The organism is Azospirillum sp. (genome assembly GCF_035627195.1).
Taxonomy (GTDB): Bacteria; Pseudomonadota; Alphaproteobacteria; order Azospirillales; family Azospirillaceae; genus Azospirillum.
The window spans coordinates 1-19,909 of sequence record NZ_DASPMG010000280.1; the positions used below are offsets into that span (position 1 = coordinate 1).

The following is a 19,909-nucleotide window of genomic DNA, read 5'->3' on the forward strand; positions in this document are numbered from 1 at the left end:
GTGATGAAGCCGATGAGCGCCGCGCCGTACGACCCGAAGATCAGCTCGTGCGCGTGCCACAGGCCGGGCGGCAGCGCGCCGGCGAACGGCAGCTGGAAGCCGTGGACGACCACCCACAGGAACGGCCACAGCGCCGCGTGCAGCGCGGCCAGCGGGAAGAACAGGCGCAACCCCTCGTCGCCGAGCACCGTCATGAGCGCCGGGGGATGCCGCACCGTCGGACAGCTCGTCATGGCGCCCGCCGTTCGTCGACGTCGTGGATGTGGCGGAACAGCGGGTCGTCGGCCAGGAAGGACGCGACGAGGCGGTAGAGGTCGCCGTCGCCGCGTTCGCCCGGCGTGCCGGGCACGGCGCGTTCCCCGGCGATGCCGCGGCCGTGCGCGTCCATCACCGCCACGCGGTGGGCGACGCGGGCGGCCTCCATCAGGTCGTGGGTGATGAACAGCGCGGCGAAATGCAGCGCCCGCGAGGCGGCGATCACCAGGTCCTGCATGCGCCGCTTCAGCGCCACGTCGAGCGCGGTGAAGGGCTCGTCGAAGTAGACGAAGTCCGGGTCGATGGCCAGCGCGCGGGCGATGGCGACGCGCTGGCGCATGCCGCCCGACAGCTCCACCGGGTACTTGTCCAGGTCGGCGGCGTCGAGGGCGGCGCGTTCGGCCGCCGCCTCCGCCAGTGCGCGCCGCTCGGCGCGCGGCAGGCGCATCAGGCGCAGCGGGTAGGCGATGTTGTCCCGCGCCGTCGCCCAGGGCAGCAGGCGCGGGTCCTGGAACACCATGCCGTGGCGGCGGTAGGCGCGCTCGACCCGGCCGCGCAGCGGCTCGACCACGCCGGCGGCGATGTGCGCCAGCGTGCTCTTGCCGCAGCCGGACGGGCCGACGAGGGCGACCACCTCGCCGGCCGCCAGCGTCAGCCCGACCCCGTCCAGCACTGTGCGGCCGAGGTAGGCGTGGCCGATGCCGGTCAGCGTCAGCGCGGTGGCCATGCTCAGAACTTCGCCTTGATGCCGGCGTACAACGCCCGGCCGTCGCCCGGCAGGTACACCGCTTGGTTGGCGCTGGCCTGGTCGACGATCAGGGTGGAGGAGGCGTATTTGGCGTCGAAGACGTTGCGCACCTCGCCATAGACGCTGACCCGCTCGTCCACGTCGTAGTTGGCGCGCAGGTCCAGCGTGGCGAAGGGGTCGGCATACAGCGTGTTCATGTTGTCGACCGGGGTCTTGCCCGGCCGCCAGTTCACGTCCGCCTGCACGAACAGCGCCCGCGTCACGTCGTAGCGGGCGGAGGCGCTGATCACGTGCTGCGGCGCGCCGGCCAGCCGGTTGTTGCCGCGCAGCGGATCGTTGTGGAAGCGGAAGTCCTGGAAGGTGTAGGCGAGGCGGCCGCTCAGCGCGTCGGTCAGGTGGGCGGACACGCCCAGCTCGACGCCGACGTGGCGGGTCTGGCCGGCGTTGACGGCGCCCAGCGGGGCGCCGGTCAGGTCGCGCAGGCTGAGCAGCTCGTTCTCCACCCAGGAATAGTAGGTGACGGCGTCCACGGCGGCCGGGCCGATGCGGCCGCGCCAGCCGGCCTCCACCGTGGTGGCGGTCTGCGCCTTCAGGTCGGGCGTGCGGTAGGCGGTGGAGGGCTGCGCCGGGTTGGCCGGGTTGGGGCGGCCGGGGCTGCTGTTGGGCGTGCCGTTGACCGTGGCGATCAGGTCGTCGTGGGTCGGCGGCTCGAACCCGCGGCTGACGGCGGCGAACAGGGTGTGGTCGGCGTTCGGCCTCCAGGTCAGGCCCAGGCTGGGGCTGAAGCCGGTGTAGGTGCGCGAATAGCTGGTGTCGCCCGCCGGGACCGAGCCGGCCGGCAGCGCCATCGACGGGTTCGCCGGGCTGTAAGCGATGGTGGGCCGGCGGGCGGCCGGGAAGGTGTCGTCGTTCTCGCGCGTGGCGCGCGCCACGGTCAGGCCCGGCGACAGGGTGAAGCCGGCGCCCAGCGGCAGGTTCATGCCGGCGTGCAGCGACAGCGTGCTGGCGTCCAGCTCGCTCTGCCCCAGGAGCGGCCCCTGGGTGCCGGCGCGGTTCAGGAAGTCCTTCCGGTCGGCCGAGCCCACCACGTAGCGCAGCGTCGTCTCGAACAGCGGCAGCGGCTGCGCGGCGTCGGGGCTGTAGGCGTAGCGGGCGACGGCGGTGACGTCGCCGCCCTCCGTCTTGCGGATGCCGGAGGAGATGGGGAAGCGGAAGGTGTCCTCGGTGCGGGTGTAGCCCAGGGCGGCGTCGATCAGGTGCGGCCCGAAGGTCGCCGTGGTGCGGTTGCCGACGCGGACCTGCCGCGCCTCGCGCCGGGGCCGGTCGCGCGGGACGTTCGGCCCCGGATCGACGGCGACGCCGCCGACCACGCGCGGGCCGGCGTGGACCTGCCGGGGATCGGCCTCCAGCGCCCGCCGGGTCAGCGGGCCGGCGACGTCGAAGGACAGGTCGGTGTAGCCGGCGAAGAAGCGGGTGGTGACGGCGTCCGACAGCCGGGCGCCGGCGTTGGCGTCGACGGCGGTGCGTTCGGAATCGTTGTAGACGCGGAAGCCGTCGCGCCGGCTGCGCTGCACCTGAACCAGCCCGTCCAGCGTCCCGGCCCGGCCGCCGGCCTGGGCGGTGGTGGTGAACTGGCCGAAGCTGCCGCCCTCCGCGCCGAAGCGCACGCCGGGTGCCGACGTGCCGGTGGGGGAGACGACGTTGACGGCGCCGCCCAGCACCGTGGCGCCCAGGCGGTTGCTGGTGTAGCCGCGGTAGACCTCCGTCACCTCCGCCTGCCGCGGGTTCGCCAGCCCGACGATGTAGGAGCCGTCGGCGCGGTTGATGGGCAGCCCGTCCTGCAGCGCCAGGATGCCGCGCTCCACCGGGTTCTGCTGCAGGCCGGAGCCGCGGATCTGGATGCGCGGCTGGTCGTTGCCGCCGAAGAAGCTCTGCACCACCACGCCGGGCACGGTCGCCAGCACGTCGGCGATGGTGACGTTGGCCTTGCCGGCCTGATCCTCGTCCACCACCAGCGCGGTGCCGCCGGGGATCGCCTCCAGCCGCTTGCGGGCGGTGTCCCCGGCGCGCGCGGCGCCTTCGACGGTGACCGCGTCGAGGACGACCGCCGCGCCGGGTGCTGCCGACTGCGCGTGGGCCGCCGCGGCGGCCAGCGCCACCACCGAGGCGGCGGTCAGTCCGGCGAGTGCGTGTCTGGTGCGCAGCGCGGCCGTGGCCGCGCCGGTGTGTCCTCGTGCGAGCATGTGGTGTCTTCCCCCGGTGGCGGTCCGCGTGCCGGCCGCCAGTTACGAATGCGAGTCATTCGCAAGGTAGCGGCTTCCGGGAACCGTCACTTGACCGCGGTCAAGCGAGGGGGCGCTGCCGGCAGGAAATGTAACCCAATGCAACCGGATGCAACACATTCCGCAGGGTGTTGCATTCGCCCACCGGCTTCGATCCCGGCCGGGAGGATCTCGAAAAAAGGCAAGACGGCACGCCGTCGGGCCGGACGGCGGGAGGCGGGGCAGGGGAGGCGGCAGTGTCGCATCCATGCTGCCGCGCGCTAGGAATATTGTCAACAGCCGAGGCGGGCAACAGCAGGGCGATCGCTTGAAAGCCCTTTGTTTCCGACGCCTTGTGGGCGATCATCGAACCGCTGATCCCGCCGGAGCCGCCCAAGCCGAAAGGCGGACGGCCTCGACTGAATGATCGTGCGGCCCTGACCGGTATCCTGTTCGTGCTGCGCACCGGCATCACCTGCTGGCGGCGTCTGCGGGCCGGCCACGGCGCCGACCGGCCAAGTTGCACGCCGACAAGGGCTACCACTTCGCCCACTGCCGCCGCGCGATCATTCCACGCACCGCCCGGCGCGGCATCGAGAGCAGCGAGCGCCTCGATCTCGGCCACTCACGTCACAGATCCCGCGTGGGGCACGAACGACAGGCCGGCGGCGCGCACAATGGACTCCGTCAATCCGGCGCTCCGCTTGGTCGCCCAGCGGTTGAGCGAATGCATCCCGGTTGCCGCGGTGAAACGCTCGGTCTGCGTCACGCTGAGGGCGTTGTCGTCGATGGCATGAAACCGGTAGCCATGGGCGCGCAAAATGCCGTCCACGCGGCCAGCCGCCTCCTCGTCCAGGCATTCGATCAACAGGTCGGGTCCACAGCGATCCAGCAGATCGGCCATTCCGGCGAGAACCTGCTCCTCGGCACCCTCCACATCGATCTTCACCAAGTCCACGGCCAGTTCGCCGGTCAGCGTCAACAACTCGGCCCCTGTAACCGCGGGCACACGCTCCTCTTCGGTGGTTTCGCCGTGCCGATGTCCGATGACCGAGGCTCCCGACGTCAGGAAATCCCGTGAGGCCGTGCGGTGCACGGTGACCTCACCCAGGTGGTCGAGCATCGCGGCGCGGACCGGAAGGATCGTGTCGCAGGCATTCGCATCGCGATTCTTCGCCAATCGGGCCAGATTGGCGGCGACCGGCTCGACCGCGACCACCCGCGCGTCAGGCGCTGCCCGCGCCGCCATCAGTGCGTAGACGCCGGTGTAGGCTCCGATGTCGAAAACGACCTTTGCGTTGAGCGCCAGACGCTGCCAGAGGCGGAGGGAGGCTGGTTCATAGGTGCCACGCCATCCCAAGCTCATGCAGACCAGATCGTCGTTGTCGTCGAACATGACGAAAGGCTCGCCGATGCTCGGCACGACCGGCACGAAACCGTGGTAGGGGAACTGCCGGCTGATGCCGAAAAGGCTTCCCGGCTCGACGAGCCCGAAATTGCGTTGCCACATCCGCGTGTCAAGGGTGGCGGCGTTGCGGACGTCGATGGCCAGGGGACTCGTCGGGACGAGGCCGTGAGCCTGTCGCGCCTTGTCCAGTACGCGTTCCACGGCGACCCTCCAATCGGCGCCTGTCGCCGAGCGAGGGCCACTGGAGTGGAGGCCGCGCCGGTTCAGAAACAAGGGGGCGGGGATTTTCAGGCAGCGAGCACTTTCCCAAATCCGCAAGTAATAGTCAAAATCCTCTCCTACATCCATGGTCTCATCAAACGGATTGGCCAGCGCTACGTCTGTTCTGACAAAGTGACCCATTTGGAGGGTCATGAACGGATCGTGCAGGAGCAGATCAGGAAGTCCTTGAATACGTGGCAATTGTGGGGTCCGGATGCTGCCGGTGACTGTTCCCTTGTCCGCGGTCGACCCCTCACCCTCCAGGATAAGCCCCCACAGCGCATCTGCCCGATTGACGTGCGATTCTATGAGCTGGAAGGCATTGGGCGTCATCAGGTCATCAGCATCGAGCAAAAACAGCCAATCGGCACCGCGCTCGGCTGCCTTTCTCACGCCCTCGTTCCGTGCCGCCGACCGCCCCTTCGTACCGGCCGTGTCATCGATCAAGAGACAATCGAAGTCCGTGAATGGACCCGGGTCTGTCTGCGCCGCTGCCTGCACGGACGCAATCGCCTGCTGTGAGAGGCCTTCGTGACCAGGACCGACCGGTATCACAATGGCGCACTTGGTATTCTGTCTCGGCTCCGCAATGGAACCAGCCGCCGCTACTGTCGGGCTGGACGATGTGCGCACCTGACGAAACAATGCCGGGCCGATGCAGGAAAAGCCTGCTTCGGCGAATTCACGCTGCAGGCGCTGCTCGGTGAACTTGTTGCAATGCATGCCTCGCGTTTCAGGAATGAGATCGCTGGGTGACGGCATGATGTATTCATAGTTTTGCGCGATGTAATCTTCGTCCATCAAATAGAAAGGCGTATTGACGATTATGAAGCCGCCCGGCAGCAGTGCAGCGTGAAGCAGAGGAAGCAAGCTCTGGACTTCGGTCTGTGGGATGTGTTCGATAACGTCGAGCATCAGCACGGCATCGAAGGCGGCGGTGAAGCGCTTCTGCATCAGGAACGGCAGAGCATCGTCGCAATGGACGGACCAACGGTTTGCCGGAAAATCCTTAAGGGTGGTCCGGGCAAGGTCGTGGGCGGCCTCCGAGAAATCCACCCCGACGTAGCTTGCAGCTTTCCCAGTGGACAGCAGGTACCGAGCCGATTCGGCCCGTCCGTAGCCAATCTCCAGCACGTTGGCATGGATCAGGGGGATCTGGTCGATCAGCGTGCGGTGGATGACCGATATGCTGCCGGCTTCCCATTCCTCCGCGCCCACGGCGCCGTAATGCAGCTTGTTTCCGTCCGCGTCACGGCTAGTGAAGTACTCGCGGGTATAAAGCTCTTTCGCGAATCCCATACCCAACCCCCAGGTGACAGCATCGTTCGGTCATCGGTACGTGCTTGGCGTGTACAACGCAAGCCGAGATGTCTCCATTGATATTTGTGATATGAAAGCGGTCGGACTGGCCAGTGCAGAGCTATGCGGGAACCAGGGTCACGGACTGGTCAGGCGGCGCCATTTCCTCTGCGGCGGCGGTGATCGCGCAAATTGGGGATGGGCGGAGCCAGGAAGGCGTCCACCGCCGCCTCGATGATCTGCTTCGTGGAGGTTCGGGCAGGTTTGCCCACCCACCTCGACACGCCGCCCTTCTCACGTCGTCATCACCCGGATTCCGGCAAAGCCCGAACCACCCCCGATGCGCCAGGCGGCCGCCCGGAATCAGGCACTCGGCCAGCGCCGTGCGCAATCACAAGGGTGGCGTATCTTAAAGCAGCGGGCTCTTGAATTCGTGATTCGTGTCGCTCTACAAAGGAGGATGGCAACGTTGCAGGAAGCGCTGGTCGCTGCGCTGGATTACCAGGAGGCTGGGCAATTCGCCGAGGCTGATACCCTGTATCGCCGCATTCTCGATGTCGCCCCCGACCATGCCCCTGCGTTTCACCTCTGGGGCATCCTCGCCGCGCGAACCGGTCAACCGGACAAGGCCGCCGACCGGATCAGCCGCGCTATCGCCGTTGCCCCCGGCATTGCCGATTTCTACACCAATCTGGCTCGGGTCTTCGCCACGCTGAACCGGCTGGACAAGGTCGCCCACCATTACGCCAACGCGTTGACCCTGCGGCCGGAGGACGCCGACCTGCGTTTCCAATTGGCGGGAGTGCTTCACGATCTCGGGCGCCTGGACGAGGCCGACGTTCAATATGGTACATTGCTGACGTCAGCGCCGCAGCACGCCAACATCCACTTGAACCGCGCGTTGCTGTGGGAAGCACAGGGGCAGCTTTCCAAAGCGCGCAGAGGGTTTCAGACGACGCTGGTGCTGGAGCCGGCTCACCCGAAGGCTCTACTGCGGCTGGCCGCCATGGAACAAGGGCTCGGCCACAGCGGTGCGGCATTGGCAGCCCACAGCCGAGGGATGGTAGCCCTTCGCGGCGCTCCAGACGGCTTGCGGGACGGCGGGGTATTCGGGACCTTCAGCGCCTTGCTTGCGGAGGCGGGTGAGTTGAAGCGGGCCGCGGAGGCCGCGCGGGCCGCTGCGGCGCTTGCTCCCAACTCGGCCACGCTGTGGAATGACGCCGCTAATCGGCTGAAGGCACTGGGACAGCTGTCCGAATCAACGGTCGCGTATGGGCGCGCACTGATCCTGTTGGCCGGAAACTCGGTGCTGTTGAACAACCGCGCCGACAGTTGGCTCAAACTCGGTATGTTGGACCGCGCGGAGGTCGACGCGCGTGCCTCGGTCGTCGCAGATCCCGGCTTTGCATCCGGGTGGAACATACTCGGCTCCGTGCTGATGGCCCAAGGTCGCACGGAAGAGGCACTGTGCGCCTATGAACATGCGATATGCGCCGATCCCGCGGCCAACGCTCAGGCCCGCTTCAACCGCTCCATTGGTCTGCTAACGCTTGGTCGGTTGGCGGAAGGCTGGGATGAATACGAACAGGGCTGGAACGTACCTGCCGGTCGTTTTCCCCACCCTGGCTTTCCTCAACCGCCGTGGGACGGGATCGCGCCGGCGGATGGCGCCCTGCTGGTGTGGGGCGAACAGGGGCTGGGAGATGAGGTGATGTTCGCCAGCCTGATCCCACAGTTGGCGACGGAAGGCGTGCGCGTCGTGCTGGACTGTGACCCGCGTCTGGCTCCGCTGCTCGCTCGCGCCCTTCCGGCGGTCACGATCGTTCCGCGCACTGAACCGTTGAGCGATCGGCTGATTGCACCGGACATCGTCGCGCAATCCCCGGCAGGTAGCCTGCCGCGCCGGATGCGCCGAGGGCTGGACGACTTCGCTGGCCATCAGACGCCCTTTTTGAAAGCCGATCCCGACCGTGTGACCGCCGCGCGGCGGCGTCACGCCGACGGGCGCCGGCTGATCGGGATCTCCTGGAGCAGCAAGAATGCCTCTTTGGGGCGTTTGCGCTCGATCCCCCTGGACCGGCTTGCGGGCGCGCTGGACAGGCCGGACGTAAAACTCATCAGCTTGCAATATGGAGACGTTGCTGCGCAGATCGCCGCTACACGCATTCCGGTAGCGATCGATCCAACCATTGACGTTTGGAGTGACATCGACGGCTTGGCTGCGATGATCTGTGCCATGGACCTGATCGTGTCGGTAGACAATTCGACCGTCCATCTTGCCGGTGGCCTGGGATGCCCCACGTGGGCGCTGCTTCCCTACTTCGCCGACTGGCGTTGGATGCGGTTTCGCAGTGATACGCCTTGGTATCCCGCAGTTCGCCTGCTCCGGCAAGAAAAGCCCGGCGACTGGGAAGGCGTGCTGAAGCGCCTGCGCGAGGCAGTTTGAACGTATCCGGTATTCGGTAGCAAACACACCCACGCAAACAAGCATCAGCCAAATACGCCCCTGAGGTGCGCGAGCGCGCCGTGCGCATGGTTTTCGAGCATCAAGGGGAGTACGCCTCGCAGTGGGCGGCGATCAGCTCGGTCGCGGCGAAGATCGGCTGCAATCCCGAGACGCTGCGAGGCTGGGTCCGGCAGGCCGAGCGTGACCAGGGCAAGCGGCCGGGTCTGACGACGGATGAGCGGGAGCGGATCAAGGCGCTGGAGCGCGAGAACCGTGAGCTGCGCCAAGCGAACGAGATCCTGCGCAAGGCGTCGGCGTATTTCGCCCAGGCGGAGCTCGACCGCCCGTTCACAGCGATCGCGGGTCGCAATACGTTGCTATCCGGTACACCGAGCGTCTGACCGAGGCCGGCGTCGAACCCTCCGTGGGCAGCGTCGGCGATTCTTACGACAACACCTTGGCCGAGACGATCAACGGCCTCCACAAGACCGAGGTGATCCGGCGCCGCGGGCCGTGGCGCACCTTGGAAGCTGTCGAGTTCGCCACCCTGGAATGGGTGGACTGGTTCAACCACCGGCGCCTGCTCGAGCCCATCGGCAACATTCCTCCCGCCGAGGCCGAGGCACGCTACTATGCTCAAACCGAGGACGTCGCCATGGCGGCGTGACTCAACCAAACCGGCCTCCGGGAAACCCGGCGCGGTTCACCTATGACAGAAGTGCTGGGTCTGGGCCGAATTGTTTTGGAAGGCAAGTATGGTCGGGTTCAATTTCAACATCCACATTGACAGACCGAATACCAGACGAATATTCGTCACGGTAAGCAATGGTCAGTTGCTGCAATTGCATCCGCTCTGTCGATTCATAGTTGGTCGCCGGATGGGCGGTCAGCGACGTGGCGTGGGTGCGGCGCAAGTAGAGGAATTTCTCCAGAACGACGACATTAAACCCGGCCGCCTGGGCGCGGATCACGAATTCGGTATCCGCGCCGCAGGGCCATGGCCGAAACGCGCCCAAGCGTTGCCAGATGCGCCGTTTGGCAACGAACTGTCCGTCCGTGCCCTTGCGCCGCATACCGCATTCGGGGCGGTAATCCGGAAGCGCCGGGACGATCGAGGTCGGCCGCAGGTGTTCGTCCGTGTACACGCTCCACGACATGCTGAGGTCCGCGCCACCGCGCAAGGCGTCGATATGTTCGGCCAGGTAGCCATCCAGCATCACATCGTCCGCATCGAAGCGCGCGATCAAATCGCCTTCGGCATAGTGCATCAGGGTGTTGAAGGTCACGTATGTGCCGCGGTTGCGCCGCAGATACACCGTTTGCAAGGTCGGACGGCGCGCCGTCTCGATGTAATCCAGCGTATCGGCACACCCATCGATGCCGAGCAAGACCTGCAAGCGCCAATCGGGCGGCAGAGTCTGCGCATACACGGCGTCGAGGCAGTCGCCGAGCCAGCGGCGCGCCTGAAAGGCGGCGATCAGAACGGATATGGTGTTCATCGGCGGTCGCGGGTCAGGTCGTGCAAGCCACGTCGCAGAATGGCAAGCCATTGTGCATCCGATGGCTCCTCCCCAAAATACGGCGTCAGGTTTAAATCAATGATCGTATGATGTTCGCCGTCATGCACGACGTCCAGGCAAAAATAGTCCAAGGGATAACACGAGGTGAAACCGGCCAATTGCTGCCACAGGTCCGTTTGAAATTCGCCTATGACACTATAATCGGCGTTCAATTGCCTGCGGTCGACATAGACCCATCGATCATCCGGGTGCTCATCTTCTTTCTTTATCAGATCCTTGCTGTGGGCCAGGATGCAGATCAGCGCATGGCCGCAGCCGTAAACGCGGTATAACGTATCGTTGTGGGCAATGTAATTCTCGATCACCAGATGGGGATTGTCCCACCATTCCGGCTCGATTTCGTCGCGGCGCATCAGCCGGTAATCGTCCCAGTCGCGTATCGGGCAGTCGGGCTGCAACGAAAACATTGGTTGCAGTTCGGCGGGCAACCCACGTTCGGCCTTGCCGCCGTAATTCAAATCCGTCTTGACGAACAAACGCTGGTCATCCGGTCCGTGCCGCAGCGCGCGCGCAACGCAAACCTGCACGCTCCAGCATCGCATGCAGCGTGCGCTTGCGCATGTCCGCCAGACCCGCGTTGAGCACCCTGATCCCTTTCTGCGCCAGCCTTTGCTCGAACTCGGCGCGCCGGCGCGGGAACAGCGCCGCATGTGACAGGCAATGATGAAACAGCACCGCGTCGATGCCGGGGCCGCAAGCCGCGTCTAACACTGCCCACTCGTCGTCCCATCGAGCCTCGCAATGTGGCTCCACCAAGTGGCTGATCAAATAACCACGCCACGAATTCCACTCGTACAATAAGATATTTTGAAGTTTTTCCATGGCGCTTGCTTGAAGATTTATCGACGCAGATCGACCAGCGTCGCGGTCTTTCCGGTGGTGGGGTCGATGCGCAAATCGGCAAGGTTCACTGCGCGGACGTACACCGCCTTGCTGTCCTTGGCTTGTTTCATGTGCCGGCACAACCGTTCGCCTATGGCCGCGAGCGCCGCCACGTCGTCGCAGACCACATGCAGGCCCAGCCGGTCGCAGCCGTCGGCGCCGAAGTCCAGCACCGCCTGCCACGCGGCGCATCCTTCGGCCACGGCGGCAAAGCCGCTGTCATCGTAGGTGATTTCGTGAAAGCGAAACGAACGCGGCCGCCGGCCGCGAATCTCGAGCATGCGCTCGCCGTCCCGCATCACGATCCGGCCGACGTCGCCCTGGCTGTAGCGAAACAGCGGAAAACGTTTGCGCCACGTGTTGGTCACGACGATCTCGCCGAACCCTTCCTCGTCCGCCGAATCGATTTCCACCAGAACCTGCGGCAGAACGGTGAACACTCCCGGCGTCTCGCTGGCGTTGCAAACCGCCCAGATCCCGGTTTCCGCGCCGCCGTACAAGGACCAGATCTGCCGGATGCCGAAGGTGCGGCACAAACGCTCGCGCACCGAGTCGCGCAACAACTCGCCCGCATACAGCAATTGCGGAATATGCGGCGCGGCTCGACCGGATTCCTCGCACCAGCCCGCGAACAGGGTCAATATCGACGGCGTGCCCGCCAGATGGGTGGGCTGAAACAATTCGGCCGCCGCGTGCATGTCCCCGTACGGCGCCTGCGAGCTCAGCGGCAAGGTGGTGGCATGGCACCGTTCGAGCACATCGTCGATGATCGCCGCCGTACGGTACAGGCCGCTGTAGCTGAAGATGTTCAGCACCACCGATCGCGGCGTGAAGACCCCCCTGGCCGTCAGGCATTCGGCCAGGGCCTGCCGTTGGGCGAGGTTTTCCGCGATGTCCACCGGAAAGATCAGGGGCGCGTTGGTGCTGCCGCCCGACCGCACCAGATACACCCCGCGTGCTTCCCCGGATAGCGAGAAGCCGTCCAGGGCCGCCAACAGATCGCTTTTGTGGCACACCGGCGTTCCGCGCCAATCGCCGCAGGCCCGGTAGAACGAGCGCCAGAACGGATGGGCGCGGGCGATCTCGAATGTTTGCGCCATGACGCGCTCGCGTTCCTCTGCGGTCGAGCATGCGTCGTGGCTCATGAGGTCCTCCCCCGGCGTTCGCATCAGGCGGCTTCCCGCAGCGACGGCAGGTCGATGCCGAAATGCGCCAGCAAACCGCCGTGGGCGGCGCAAAACGCGCGGCGCTGGGCATCATCGGCCAGCGTCTCCATCGCGAAGTCGAGCCAGCGCCGGCCGACCGTGCCGCACAGCCCGCGGTCGTCGGCATCGTCGCTGTGGCGAAAGCGCTCCAGACTGGGCGGAACCGGCAAGCTCCGCCAATCGGCACGGCGTCGGTGCGACAGGCTGTCGGGCGAGATCCGATACCGGATCATCGGGCGGGCGAGCAGACCCGCCGCGGCCGGCGTCCCTCCGCCGCGACGTTGGCCTATGCCTTTGCAGACGCGGTACCAGAAATCGATGTTCTCGTTCAGGTGATGGCCGTCCGCGAAGCGTTCGTCGCCGATGGCGTCGCGGCGCGCCGCCACGTTGCTGGCGCGCCCCATGAAAAAGTCCGGGTTGCCGGCGCTGGCCGTCACGCGCGGCAAGCGGTAGAGGTCTCCGTCCAGCGGAACGGTTTCGTTCCGCAAGGCCGCCATGTCGGGAAAGCGTTCGTCGTGCGGCGCCGTATCGAATCCCAGCACCAGCACGTCCAGGGCGTAGGCGTGCATACAGCGCAGGATTTCGCCGCAACAATCCTCGCGCCACTGGTCGTCGGCGTCCAGAAACGCCAGAACCTCGCCGCGCGCACGCTCCAAACCGTGATTGCGCGCCGCGCTCGGGCCGCCATTGCTCGGCAGGCGCAGCAATTCGGCGCGCGTCACGCCCATCCCGGCGAGCCGCTTCAAGCCCGCCTCGGCGCGCGCCGCACCCGTGTCGGTCGAGGCGTCGTCCACGACGATCACCTCATCCGGCGGGCGCGTCTGGCGCCCCAGCGACGCCAGGGCCTCGTCGATGCAGCCCTCCATGTTGTACAGCGGAACGACGACCGAAAGGCTCATGGAACCGCCTTGCACGGGTATAGCTTACCGCGCTGCTGGTGCAGGTTGATCACGGCGTCGTCCGAGCCGCGAAACACCCCGCTGCCATAGCACACGGCGTCGCGGCACAAGAGCATGCCCACCATGTGGATCGGCTGGCCGGAGTCGGCATCCACATAGTCGAGCTGGTCGACATAAGGTTGAAACATCAGGCGTGGCCAGTCACGCCGTATCAGTTCGGCCCAGTCGTCCGCGCTGCAACGCGAACGCACCAGCGATCCGATGCCGCGTCCGCCGCTGCTCTGCTTGGCGATCCAGTCGCCGTCCTGCTGCAGAAACCGTTCGGCCTCGGCGGCCGAACCGACGCAGGTCGAGGGAATCAAGTGCGGCCGCAATTCCGCATACAGGTCCCACGGCATCGCGTCGCGCATGATGGCGGCGTCCGACAGCACAGCCAGAACGCGCTTGTCGTGCACCAGGATCACGGTGCGGACGTCGTTGAAGTAATCCCCGTGCTCCACCAGATGGGCGAGGACCTCGGGGGTGAACGCCAGCAGTTCGCTGCGATCCAGTTGCAGAATCAGATGATCCAGCACCCGCCCGCGGGCGTGCAGGCGCCCGTCGCGCACGTCCAGTTCCTGCGGTTGCAGAGCCAGGAAGCCGACGCCGAGGCGCTGCACGTGGTCCGACAGGCAATCGATTTCACCGCTCGGCTCTCGCTGGTGCACCAGGGCCAGCGTGCTGCCGGGCGGATACAGCGCGCACAAATCGTCCCAGAAATCGGTATGCCCCTTCGACAGCGCGCGACTGACCATCCAGCCGTTCATGGGGTACCGCGCGCCGATCTCGCAAATCCGCGCCGTGCCGTCGCGATCGAACACCAGATCCGGCCGATACCAGCCGACCCGGTACGGCCTCGGCGCCGCCAGTCGCAGGATGTGTTCCAGCTCCGGCGGAAGGGCATAGATCGCGCGGATCCGCGCATCGGCGAAATACCGCTGCACCACCGCCCGCAAGGCCATGTCGAGCAAGCCGGTCAGCCTGCGCATCCGGTCGCGGTAAGCACCGGAGAGCAACAGCGCGCGATCCGAGCAGTCCTTTGGATTGAGCAATCGGCTCACCGCCGGATGCTGCGCCGTCACCCATCCGGCGTCGTCCATCTCGGCCAAGACCGGGTGGAGGCAATCATGCATGGCAGACGGAAAACAGCGCTTGCAGCACGGCGGATTTCTTCCGCAAATACTGGGCGACGATCCCTTCCAGATCGCAGCTCTCCCAATCGATCCCGACGGCGCGGTCGTAATGGGCGACGGTGTCCAGCGCGTGGAAAAAGTGCCTCTTTTCCGTGCCGCCGCAATGCACGCGGATCCAGGTGAGCGTGCGGAGCGTATCTTCTTCGCTGAAGTCGTAATGCCCGATCAGCCATTGCGTGAACAACGGCAGAATGAACTCCACTTCTCCATGCGTGTAAATCTCATGGGACAGCGTGGTCATCAGGCCCAGCGCGACATCGGCCTCACGCAAGGACATGTGATCCTTCCACACCTTGAATTCGACGGCGGACGGATCGAGGTAGCGGTGCAGCAGCCATTCATCGTCGCCGACGATGCCGGTCGCCATGTTGTAGAACATTTCCGAGTGCAAGACCTTGTGCGTCACCGCGAGATCTTCGTCGCTGATGCGGTGCAAGGCGGTCAAGGTTTCCAGCAGGGCGAGCGGGTCGCGCACCGGTTCGCCGCGGTGCAGCTTCAGGGTCAGCCGGTTGCTGATCCCCGCGACCGTCATGGCGCTGTTGTTGGTCTGACTCCAGCTCGCAAAAAACCGGCGCAGCGTTTTCGTGTCATGCCGGCGCGAGGTCAGGCTGCGAAATCCGTCCTCGATCGCGGCGAATTCCGCCGCGTGGCTGCCAAATGCCTTCAGCAGCGGCGCGCGAACCGGCACGTCGGGCAGGTCCTTCAGCACGTGTAAAATGTGGGAGTTCAAGCTTTCCATGTCAGTCGACCTTGAGTCTGAGGTTCTTGCAAATCGCTCATGCACGACAAATTCTTGGCCGCAGAGCAATTAAAAGGGTGGCTGCGATCAAGCATTTCCCGGCGTTGCCATGGGATAGATTCAATGCTGATCGCCTAAGCTTGGCATCGACAGCGTACCTGCATCATATGTTTGTCATCGATAAACGGCTTAACAAATTCGACATGCATATTAGTGTAGTCACCGTATGCATATTGCATGTATGGCCTACTGTCGATTAGCATAGGATGTATGATGCTGGCAATAAGAAATATGCATCTTCCCTATTCGGCAGCGTAATACGCGGGTATGGAGAGGGCTTGAAGGGTCCTTCTACCCTGGCCGCCATTCATGGTGGGGGGCTGTCACGGCGGTGGTGCCGAGCGCCGCATCATCGCGTGGTGGAACGATCACCACCGCTTTCGGGTGGACGGGCCGCGACCGGCGCGGATGCCTGGTCGAGCAATGCAGTATGTTGCAGGGAGGCTCGGCGGACCGAGAAGATCCCTTTCCCGGCGGCTGCTCACGCGACGCGGACGGACTTCGGGCGTCCAGGGTCGAGCATGCGGTTGAGGACCTCCACGGCGATAGCGATCTCGGTTGTCTGCGCCGCATCGGTGTGGGAGCGCAGGGCGTTGCCGATGATACGGACGGCGCCTGAAGGCGTCGTCCGTATCACCCTTTCCATCAATGCTATCGCATTGATCTGTCGGGTTTTACCGGCGGCGCTTGATCGCTTCCACTGGAGTTTCTAGGGAGGCGAGATCGCCAGCGGCAGCGGTGCCGTACAAAAAAGGGTAAGTTGGCGTGAGCGCCGTCGGGAGACGGCCAGGTATCTGGGTGCTGCCCCACCCGGTGCTTGGAGGCGCCGATGAGCCCAGGACCTGGAGCCGTCTTCCCGGCGACCCTGAAGACATGGCTGGTTGATCTGGTCGCTTCAATCCCGCCGCGAGGATTGGGGACGCTGCTTGAGCTGTTGTTGGGGACGATGTTGACGCCCCGCGGGATGATCAGCCAGGCGCTTCTGGCGATCACCCCGCGCCGGAGCTGGCAGGCTTACTATTGGTTCGTCGAGCACGCTCAGTTCCCGTGGATCTCCCTGGTCCGCGCTCTGTGCGCCATCGTCCAGCGCGAGTTTCCGGAAGCCCGCCACTATCTGATCATCGACGACACCCTGCTTTTCCGAAGCTCGAAGAAAGCTCCCGACGCCGCGTTTCGTTTTGACCATGTCAAACGCGCCAATCGCCTGCGCTTCGTGCTCTGCCAGCAGATCGTCACCCTGTCCGCCAGCATCACCGACGAGCGCGGGCGGTTCCGCGCCGTGCCGCTCCTCTCGCTTGTGGTGAAAGCCCAGGGCAATCCCGGCCGGCTCTCGCTGGCCAAGGCCCTGCTCGGCGCCGTGGCCAGCCAGTTCCCCGCGGTCGCCGTCGTCATGGACCTGTGGTTCATCAAGAGGCCTTTGGTCCTCTGGGCCGCGCAGCGCGACATCACCGTCATCGGCCGGGTTCGGCACGACAGCGCGTTGTTCCACTTCCCGGAGCCGGCCGCGCCAGGCAAACGCGGACCGCCCAAGAAGTACGGAAGCCAGATCACCCGGGCCGACCTGGACGCTCTTCCGGTTCACCACGCCTGCCTCGCGGTGTATGGCGGCGTTCGGGCGCGCTGGTGTGGGATCACCTGCCGCCCCCGCATTCTGCGCGGCCTCGCGGCCCGCATCGTTCGGGTGTCGATGTACGACACAGGCAAACAGGACTGGTCTCCCGACCGCCTGCTCCTGTCCACCGACACCACGCTGTCCGATGAGGCGATCCTCATCAATTATGCCCGGCGCTCGGCAACGGAGCCGCTGTTCCGCGACCTGAAATACACGGAAGGCTTTCAGGAGATGTGGATGCAGACGCGCAAAACCTTGCTGCGCTGGCTCCACATCGTGCAGGTCGGTGCGGCTCTGGTGATCATGCAGTCAGCCCGCCCCGATCCGCACCTCGATGCCCTGGCGCCCATCGGCGGATGGCGGAAGGAAACACGCCCCTCCACCCCAGGCTTGGTCAAGGCCGCGCTGGCTGGCGCCTTTCGCTATCGCGCGCCTTTGCCACTGCTTGGCGCTGACTGGCAAACCGCTCGAAAAAGCCGACGGCTCAACCCGACCGGGCCGCCTACCGGGGCGCGGGCGGCCTGAGCCGGCCGCCCCGAACCGATGTGCAGTTCCATCCACCGTCGCAAGCCGCCGAGCCTCCGCTGGGCAAGCGCGGCGTTGCTCACGCTTCCCTAGAAACTCCAGTCGCTTCCATCAAGCGCCGCCGGTCAAACCCGAAAGCCCTTTGCCACTGGCAAAGGGCGAAAGGGTGACGCGGACGAAGCCTTCAAGCGCCGGCCGTATCACCTCCACCGACGGCGCGCGCCGCCGGCTGGAGGGCACCTGCGAGCGCCTGCCGCATGGCGAGGGGTTCGCCAACGGCATGATCACCAGGGGGCAGGCGCAGTTCCTGGGAAAGAACATGTCCCTGCTGGCGCCGTGCACGGTGGCGCTCCACGAGCAGCGCCCGGTTTCCGAGTACCGCGCCGCCTCTCCTCACCGCCGCCGACAAGTTGGCGGTGCCTTGAGGTCAAGGGCTGCTGGAACCGCGAACTGATGACGGTGCGACGTCGCACCACGATCGCATCCCCGCCGTCACTCACCCAGAAGCGCGTCGATGCGGGTGCGCAGCTGGCGCAGCATCTGCCGCTGGCTGTCGTCCAGCACCGGTCCTTGTTCCTGCACGGCGTCGAACGCCTTGAAGGTCTTGCGGATGCTCAGGACCATCTGGCGGGCCGCCGGGGCGGGGGAGGGGGCCGGCCGGCCGGCCGCGGGAACGGTCCCGGCTGCGCTCCCGGCGCCCCCGGCCAGCTCCTTGCGGGCGTTGCGCAGCGCGGCGATGGTCAGGCCGCTCTTCGCCAGCTCCCACATCTGCAGCTGCAGGGCCAGATCGTCGGCGTCGACCAGTTCGAACAGCGCCGACTTGCCGATGCGTCGGCGGTGCTCGGGATACTCGTCGAGGATGCGGGAGGGGAGGGTGAGCACGCCCAGCGTGCGCGTTACCTCGGTCTTGCCCAGGCCGCTGACGGCGGCGAGCTGTTCGTGGGTGTAGCCGTGCTCGGCCCGCAGCGCGTCGAGGCCGCGCGCGACTTCGACCGGGTCGAGGTCCTCGCGCTGCAGGTTCTCGATCAGCGCCAGCTCGGCCGTGTTCCCATCCTTGACGAGCAGGGCGTACACGGTGTCCCGGCCGGCCAACCGCGCCGCGCGGACGCGGCGTTCGCCCCACACCAGCACATAGCGGCCGCCGTCGCCCTTGCGCACGCCCACCGGCTGCCGCACGCCGACGCGCTGAATGGACGCCGCCAGGGACTGCAGCGCCTCCTCGTCGAAATGGCGGCGCGGCTGGTGCGGGTTCGGGTCGATCAGGGCGATGTCGAGTTCCGCGACCTCCGGGTGGTCCGCCGACACCCGGAAGCGCGGGTCGCCGGCCGCCGCTTCAGATGCGCCGACGATGGCCGAGGTCAGCATGCGCGACTTCGACGCCTGGGCGAGCAGCTTCTTAGACATGGCGGACCTCCTGCCGCTTGGCGCGCAGGGCGATGACGGCGTCGGCGACTTCCTGATAGCTTTGAGCGCCCGGCGCGCCCGGGATCGCCTCCAGCGTCGGCCGGCCGGCGGCAGATCCCTGCGGGTATTGGGTGGAGGAGGGGACCGGCGCGAAGATGCGGGTCCGCACGCCGTAGAGTTCGTGCAGCTGCGCCAGTGTGAGGCGGTCCATGGAATGGCGGTCGGCGTACATGGTCGGCAGGATGCCCAGCACCTCGATCCCCGGATTGACCCGGCGCCGCACCTTGGTCAGCGTGTTGTCGATCAGCATGGGCACGCCCAGCGCCGCCATTGGTTCGGTCTGCACCGGCACCAGCACGTAGTCGGAGCAGTTCAGCGCGTTGATGGTGACCTGGCCCAGGTTGGGCGGGCAATCGACGACGATCGCGTCATAGGCGCCTTCGATGTCGCCCAGCTTCTCACGCAGGGCAAGGTTGCTGTTCGGGTCGCCGGCCATCTCCCCGTCCGCCTGGGACAGGGTCAGGCTGGAGGGCAGCAGGTCGAACAGGCCTCCGCAGACGCTCACCGTCGTCTTCTCGATCGGCCGGTCCTTGAGCAGCACGTGGTAGAGCGTGGCGCCGTCGCGGTCGAGCGCGTAGGCGTCCACGCCCAGGTGCATGGTGGCGTTCGCCTGCGCGTCGGCGTCGATCAGCAGAACCCGCATGCCGGCCTTGGCCAGCAGGTAGGCGAGGTTCACCGCCGTGGTCGTCTTGCCGACGCCGCCCTTCTGGTTGTAGACGGACAGGATCGTGGGCTGCCGTGTCAGCGGCTGGTCGAAGACGTCGTCTTGGTCCTGCATCTCGGTTCCGTGTCGTCGTTGCGGCTCGCGGGCGTCTCTCCCGCCTCGTCGAGCAGGCGCGCCTTGGTATCGTCGTCAATGCGGTTCCAGGGGACGCCCGTCAAGGCGCCGTGCAGGCTCCAGAGCATGTTCCGCGTCACCCGCTTCGGATCGCGGTGCCTGAGGCGGCGGTAGGCGGCGACGGCACCGAGGGTGCGCAGCTCCTCCTCCGTCTCGATCCCGGCTTCGGCCAGCCACTGGGCGGACTTCGGCCCG

General features: G+C 66.1%; 17 protein-coding genes and 2 pseudogenes. 5 read left to right on the forward strand and 14 right to left on the reverse strand.

Annotated features, from left to right (window positions below; genetic code table 11):
* The 3 genes from VED21_RS25935 to VED21_RS25945 all read right to left on the reverse strand — a co-directional run.
* Window positions 1–233: NnrS family protein (locus VED21_RS25935; RefSeq protein WP_324887506.1), on the reverse strand; the 233-nt coding region annotated here is incomplete at its 3' end.
* Entirely contained in the window at window positions 230–982 is a 753-nt protein-coding gene (locus VED21_RS25940; protein WP_324887509.1) for an ABC transporter ATP-binding protein, read from the reverse strand. The genes VED21_RS25935 and VED21_RS25940, both read right to left, overlap by 4 nt.
* A gap of 2 nt (window positions 983–984) precedes the next feature.
* Entirely contained in the window at window positions 985–3,246 is a 2,262-nt protein-coding gene (locus tag VED21_RS25945; protein ID WP_324887511.1) for a TonB-dependent receptor, read from the reverse strand.
* A 371-nt stretch (window positions 3,247–3,617) separates the two neighbouring features.
* Between VED21_RS25945 and VED21_RS39040 the strand changes: the two are divergent.
* Window positions 3,618–3,758: pseudogene (locus VED21_RS39040) on the forward strand (transposase); the annotation flags it as partial.
* Window positions 3,759–3,889: 131 nt separating this feature from the next.
* Here the strand turns inward: VED21_RS39040 and VED21_RS25955 are convergent.
* Entirely contained in the window at window positions 3,890–6,232 is a 2,343-nt protein-coding gene (locus VED21_RS25955) for an FkbM family methyltransferase (RefSeq protein ID WP_324887513.1), read from the reverse strand.
* 469 nt (window positions 6,233–6,701) lie between these two features.
* On the opposite strand from VED21_RS25955, the gene VED21_RS25960 reads away from it, so the two are divergent.
* Both VED21_RS25960 and VED21_RS25965 read left to right on the forward strand, forming a co-directional pair.
* Window positions 6,702–8,678, forward strand: coding sequence for a tetratricopeptide repeat protein (locus VED21_RS25960; protein WP_324887514.1), 1,977 nt, complete (start codon window positions 6,702–6,704; stop codon window positions 8,676–8,678).
* An 86-nt stretch (window positions 8,679–8,764) separates the two neighbouring features.
* Window positions 8,765–9,345: pseudogene (locus VED21_RS25965) on the forward strand (transposase).
* Between the two features lie 40 nt (window positions 9,346–9,385).
* On the opposite strand, the gene VED21_RS25970 reads toward VED21_RS25965, so the two are convergent.
* From VED21_RS25970 to VED21_RS26000, 7 genes are read right to left on the reverse strand one after another with little or no spacing between them, the layout of a single operon-like run.
* The gene (locus VED21_RS25970) at window positions 9,386–10,177 is read right to left on the reverse strand and encodes a glycosyltransferase family A protein (protein WP_324887516.1); all 792 of its coding nucleotides are present in this window, start codon (window positions 10,175–10,177) and stop codon (window positions 9,386–9,388) included.
* Complete coding sequence (locus tag VED21_RS25975; RefSeq protein WP_324887518.1) at window positions 10,174–10,734, reverse strand: hypothetical protein; 561 nt, start codon at window positions 10,732–10,734, stop codon at window positions 10,174–10,176. Before VED21_RS25975 ends, VED21_RS25970 begins: the two co-directional genes overlap by 4 nt.
* A 7-nt stretch (window positions 10,735–10,741) precedes the next feature.
* Window positions 10,742–11,080 (reverse strand): hypothetical protein, encoded by a 339-nt coding sequence (locus tag VED21_RS25980; protein WP_324887520.1) that lies wholly within the window; start codon window positions 11,078–11,080, stop codon window positions 10,742–10,744.
* A 17-nt stretch (window positions 11,081–11,097) separates the two neighbouring features.
* Window positions 11,098–12,285: a hypothetical protein gene (locus VED21_RS25985; RefSeq protein ID WP_324887521.1), complete on the reverse strand. Its 1,188-nt coding sequence runs from the start codon at window positions 12,283–12,285 to the stop codon at window positions 11,098–11,100.
* Between the two features lie 23 nt (window positions 12,286–12,308).
* Complete coding sequence (locus VED21_RS25990; protein WP_324887523.1) at window positions 12,309–13,244, reverse strand: glycosyltransferase family 2 protein; 936 nt, start codon at window positions 13,242–13,244, stop codon at window positions 12,309–12,311.
* Entirely contained in the window at window positions 13,241–14,383 is a 1,143-nt protein-coding gene (locus VED21_RS25995; RefSeq protein WP_324887525.1) for a hypothetical protein, read from the reverse strand. Before VED21_RS25995 ends, VED21_RS25990 begins: the two co-directional genes overlap by 4 nt.
* A gap of 25 nt (window positions 14,384–14,408) precedes the next feature.
* Window positions 14,409–15,215 (reverse strand): hypothetical protein, encoded by an 807-nt coding sequence (locus tag VED21_RS26000; RefSeq protein WP_324887527.1) that lies wholly within the window; start codon window positions 15,213–15,215, stop codon window positions 14,409–14,411.
* An 889-nt stretch (window positions 15,216–16,104) separates the two neighbouring features.
* Here VED21_RS26000 and VED21_RS26005 point away from each other — a divergent pair.
* Window positions 16,105–17,412, forward strand: coding sequence for an IS701 family transposase (locus VED21_RS26005; protein ID WP_324887529.1), 1,308 nt, complete (start codon window positions 16,105–16,107; stop codon window positions 17,410–17,412).
* Window positions 17,413–17,578: 166 nt separating this feature from the next.
* On the forward strand, window positions 17,579–17,866 hold the full coding sequence (locus VED21_RS26010; RefSeq protein ID WP_324887531.1) for a hypothetical protein: 288 nt from the start codon (window positions 17,579–17,581) through the stop codon (window positions 17,864–17,866).
* Window positions 17,867–17,904: 38 nt separating this feature from the next.
* On the opposite strand, the gene VED21_RS26015 is transcribed toward VED21_RS26010, so the two are convergent.
* The 3 genes from VED21_RS26015 to VED21_RS26025 form a co-directional block, all read right to left on the reverse strand.
* Complete coding sequence (locus VED21_RS26015; RefSeq protein WP_324887533.1) at window positions 17,905–18,816, reverse strand: ParB/RepB/Spo0J family partition protein; 912 nt, start codon at window positions 18,814–18,816, stop codon at window positions 17,905–17,907.
* Window positions 18,809–19,654, reverse strand: a complete 846-nt coding sequence (locus tag VED21_RS26020) for an AAA family ATPase (protein ID WP_324887535.1) — start codon at window positions 19,652–19,654, stop codon at window positions 18,809–18,811. Before VED21_RS26020 ends, VED21_RS26015 begins: the two co-directional genes overlap by 8 nt.
* On the reverse strand, window positions 19,618–19,909 hold a 292-nt coding region (locus VED21_RS26025), incomplete at its 5' end, for a TfoX/Sxy family protein (RefSeq protein WP_324887537.1). The genes VED21_RS26025 and VED21_RS26020, both read right to left, overlap by 37 nt.

Excerpts from the sequence above, each read along its gene's own strand:
- VED21_RS26005 (WP_324887529.1), top strand. The coding sequence starts at position 16,105 with ATGAGCCCAGGACCTGGAGCCGTCTTCCCGGCGACCCTGAAGACATGG.
- VED21_RS25995 (WP_324887525.1), bottom strand. The coding sequence starts at position 14,383 with ATGGACGACGCCGGATGGGTGACGGCGCAGCATCCGGCGGTGAGCCGA.
- VED21_RS25945 (WP_324887511.1), bottom strand. The coding sequence starts at position 3,246 with ATGCTCGCACGAGGACACACCGGCGCGGCCACGGCCGCGCTGCGCACC.
- VED21_RS26000 (WP_324887527.1), bottom strand. The coding sequence starts at position 15,215 with ATGGAAAGCTTGAACTCCCACATTTTACACGTGCTGAAGGACCTGCCC.
- VED21_RS25980 (WP_324887520.1), bottom strand. The coding sequence starts at position 11,080 with ATGGAAAAACTTCAAAATATCTTATTGTACGAGTGGAATTCGTGGCGT.
- VED21_RS25940 (WP_324887509.1), bottom strand. The coding sequence starts at position 982 with ATGGCCACCGCGCTGACGCTGACCGGCATCGGCCACGCCTACCTCGGC.
- VED21_RS25990 (WP_324887523.1), bottom strand. The coding sequence starts at position 13,244 with ATGAGCCTTTCGGTCGTCGTTCCGCTGTACAACATGGAGGGCTGCATC.
- VED21_RS25985 (WP_324887521.1), bottom strand. The coding sequence starts at position 12,285 with ATGAGCCACGACGCATGCTCGACCGCAGAGGAACGCGAGCGCGTCATG.
- VED21_RS26020 (WP_324887535.1), bottom strand. The coding sequence starts at position 19,654 with ATGCAGGACCAAGACGACGTCTTCGACCAGCCGCTGACACGGCAGCCC.
- VED21_RS25970 (WP_324887516.1), bottom strand. The coding sequence starts at position 10,177 with ATGAACACCATATCCGTTCTGATCGCCGCCTTTCAGGCGCGCCGCTGG.
- VED21_RS26015 (WP_324887533.1), bottom strand. The coding sequence starts at position 18,816 with ATGTCTAAGAAGCTGCTCGCCCAGGCGTCGAAGTCGCGCATGCTGACC.
- VED21_RS25955 (WP_324887513.1), bottom strand. The coding sequence starts at position 6,232 with ATGGGATTCGCGAAAGAGCTTTATACCCGCGAGTACTTCACTAGCCGT.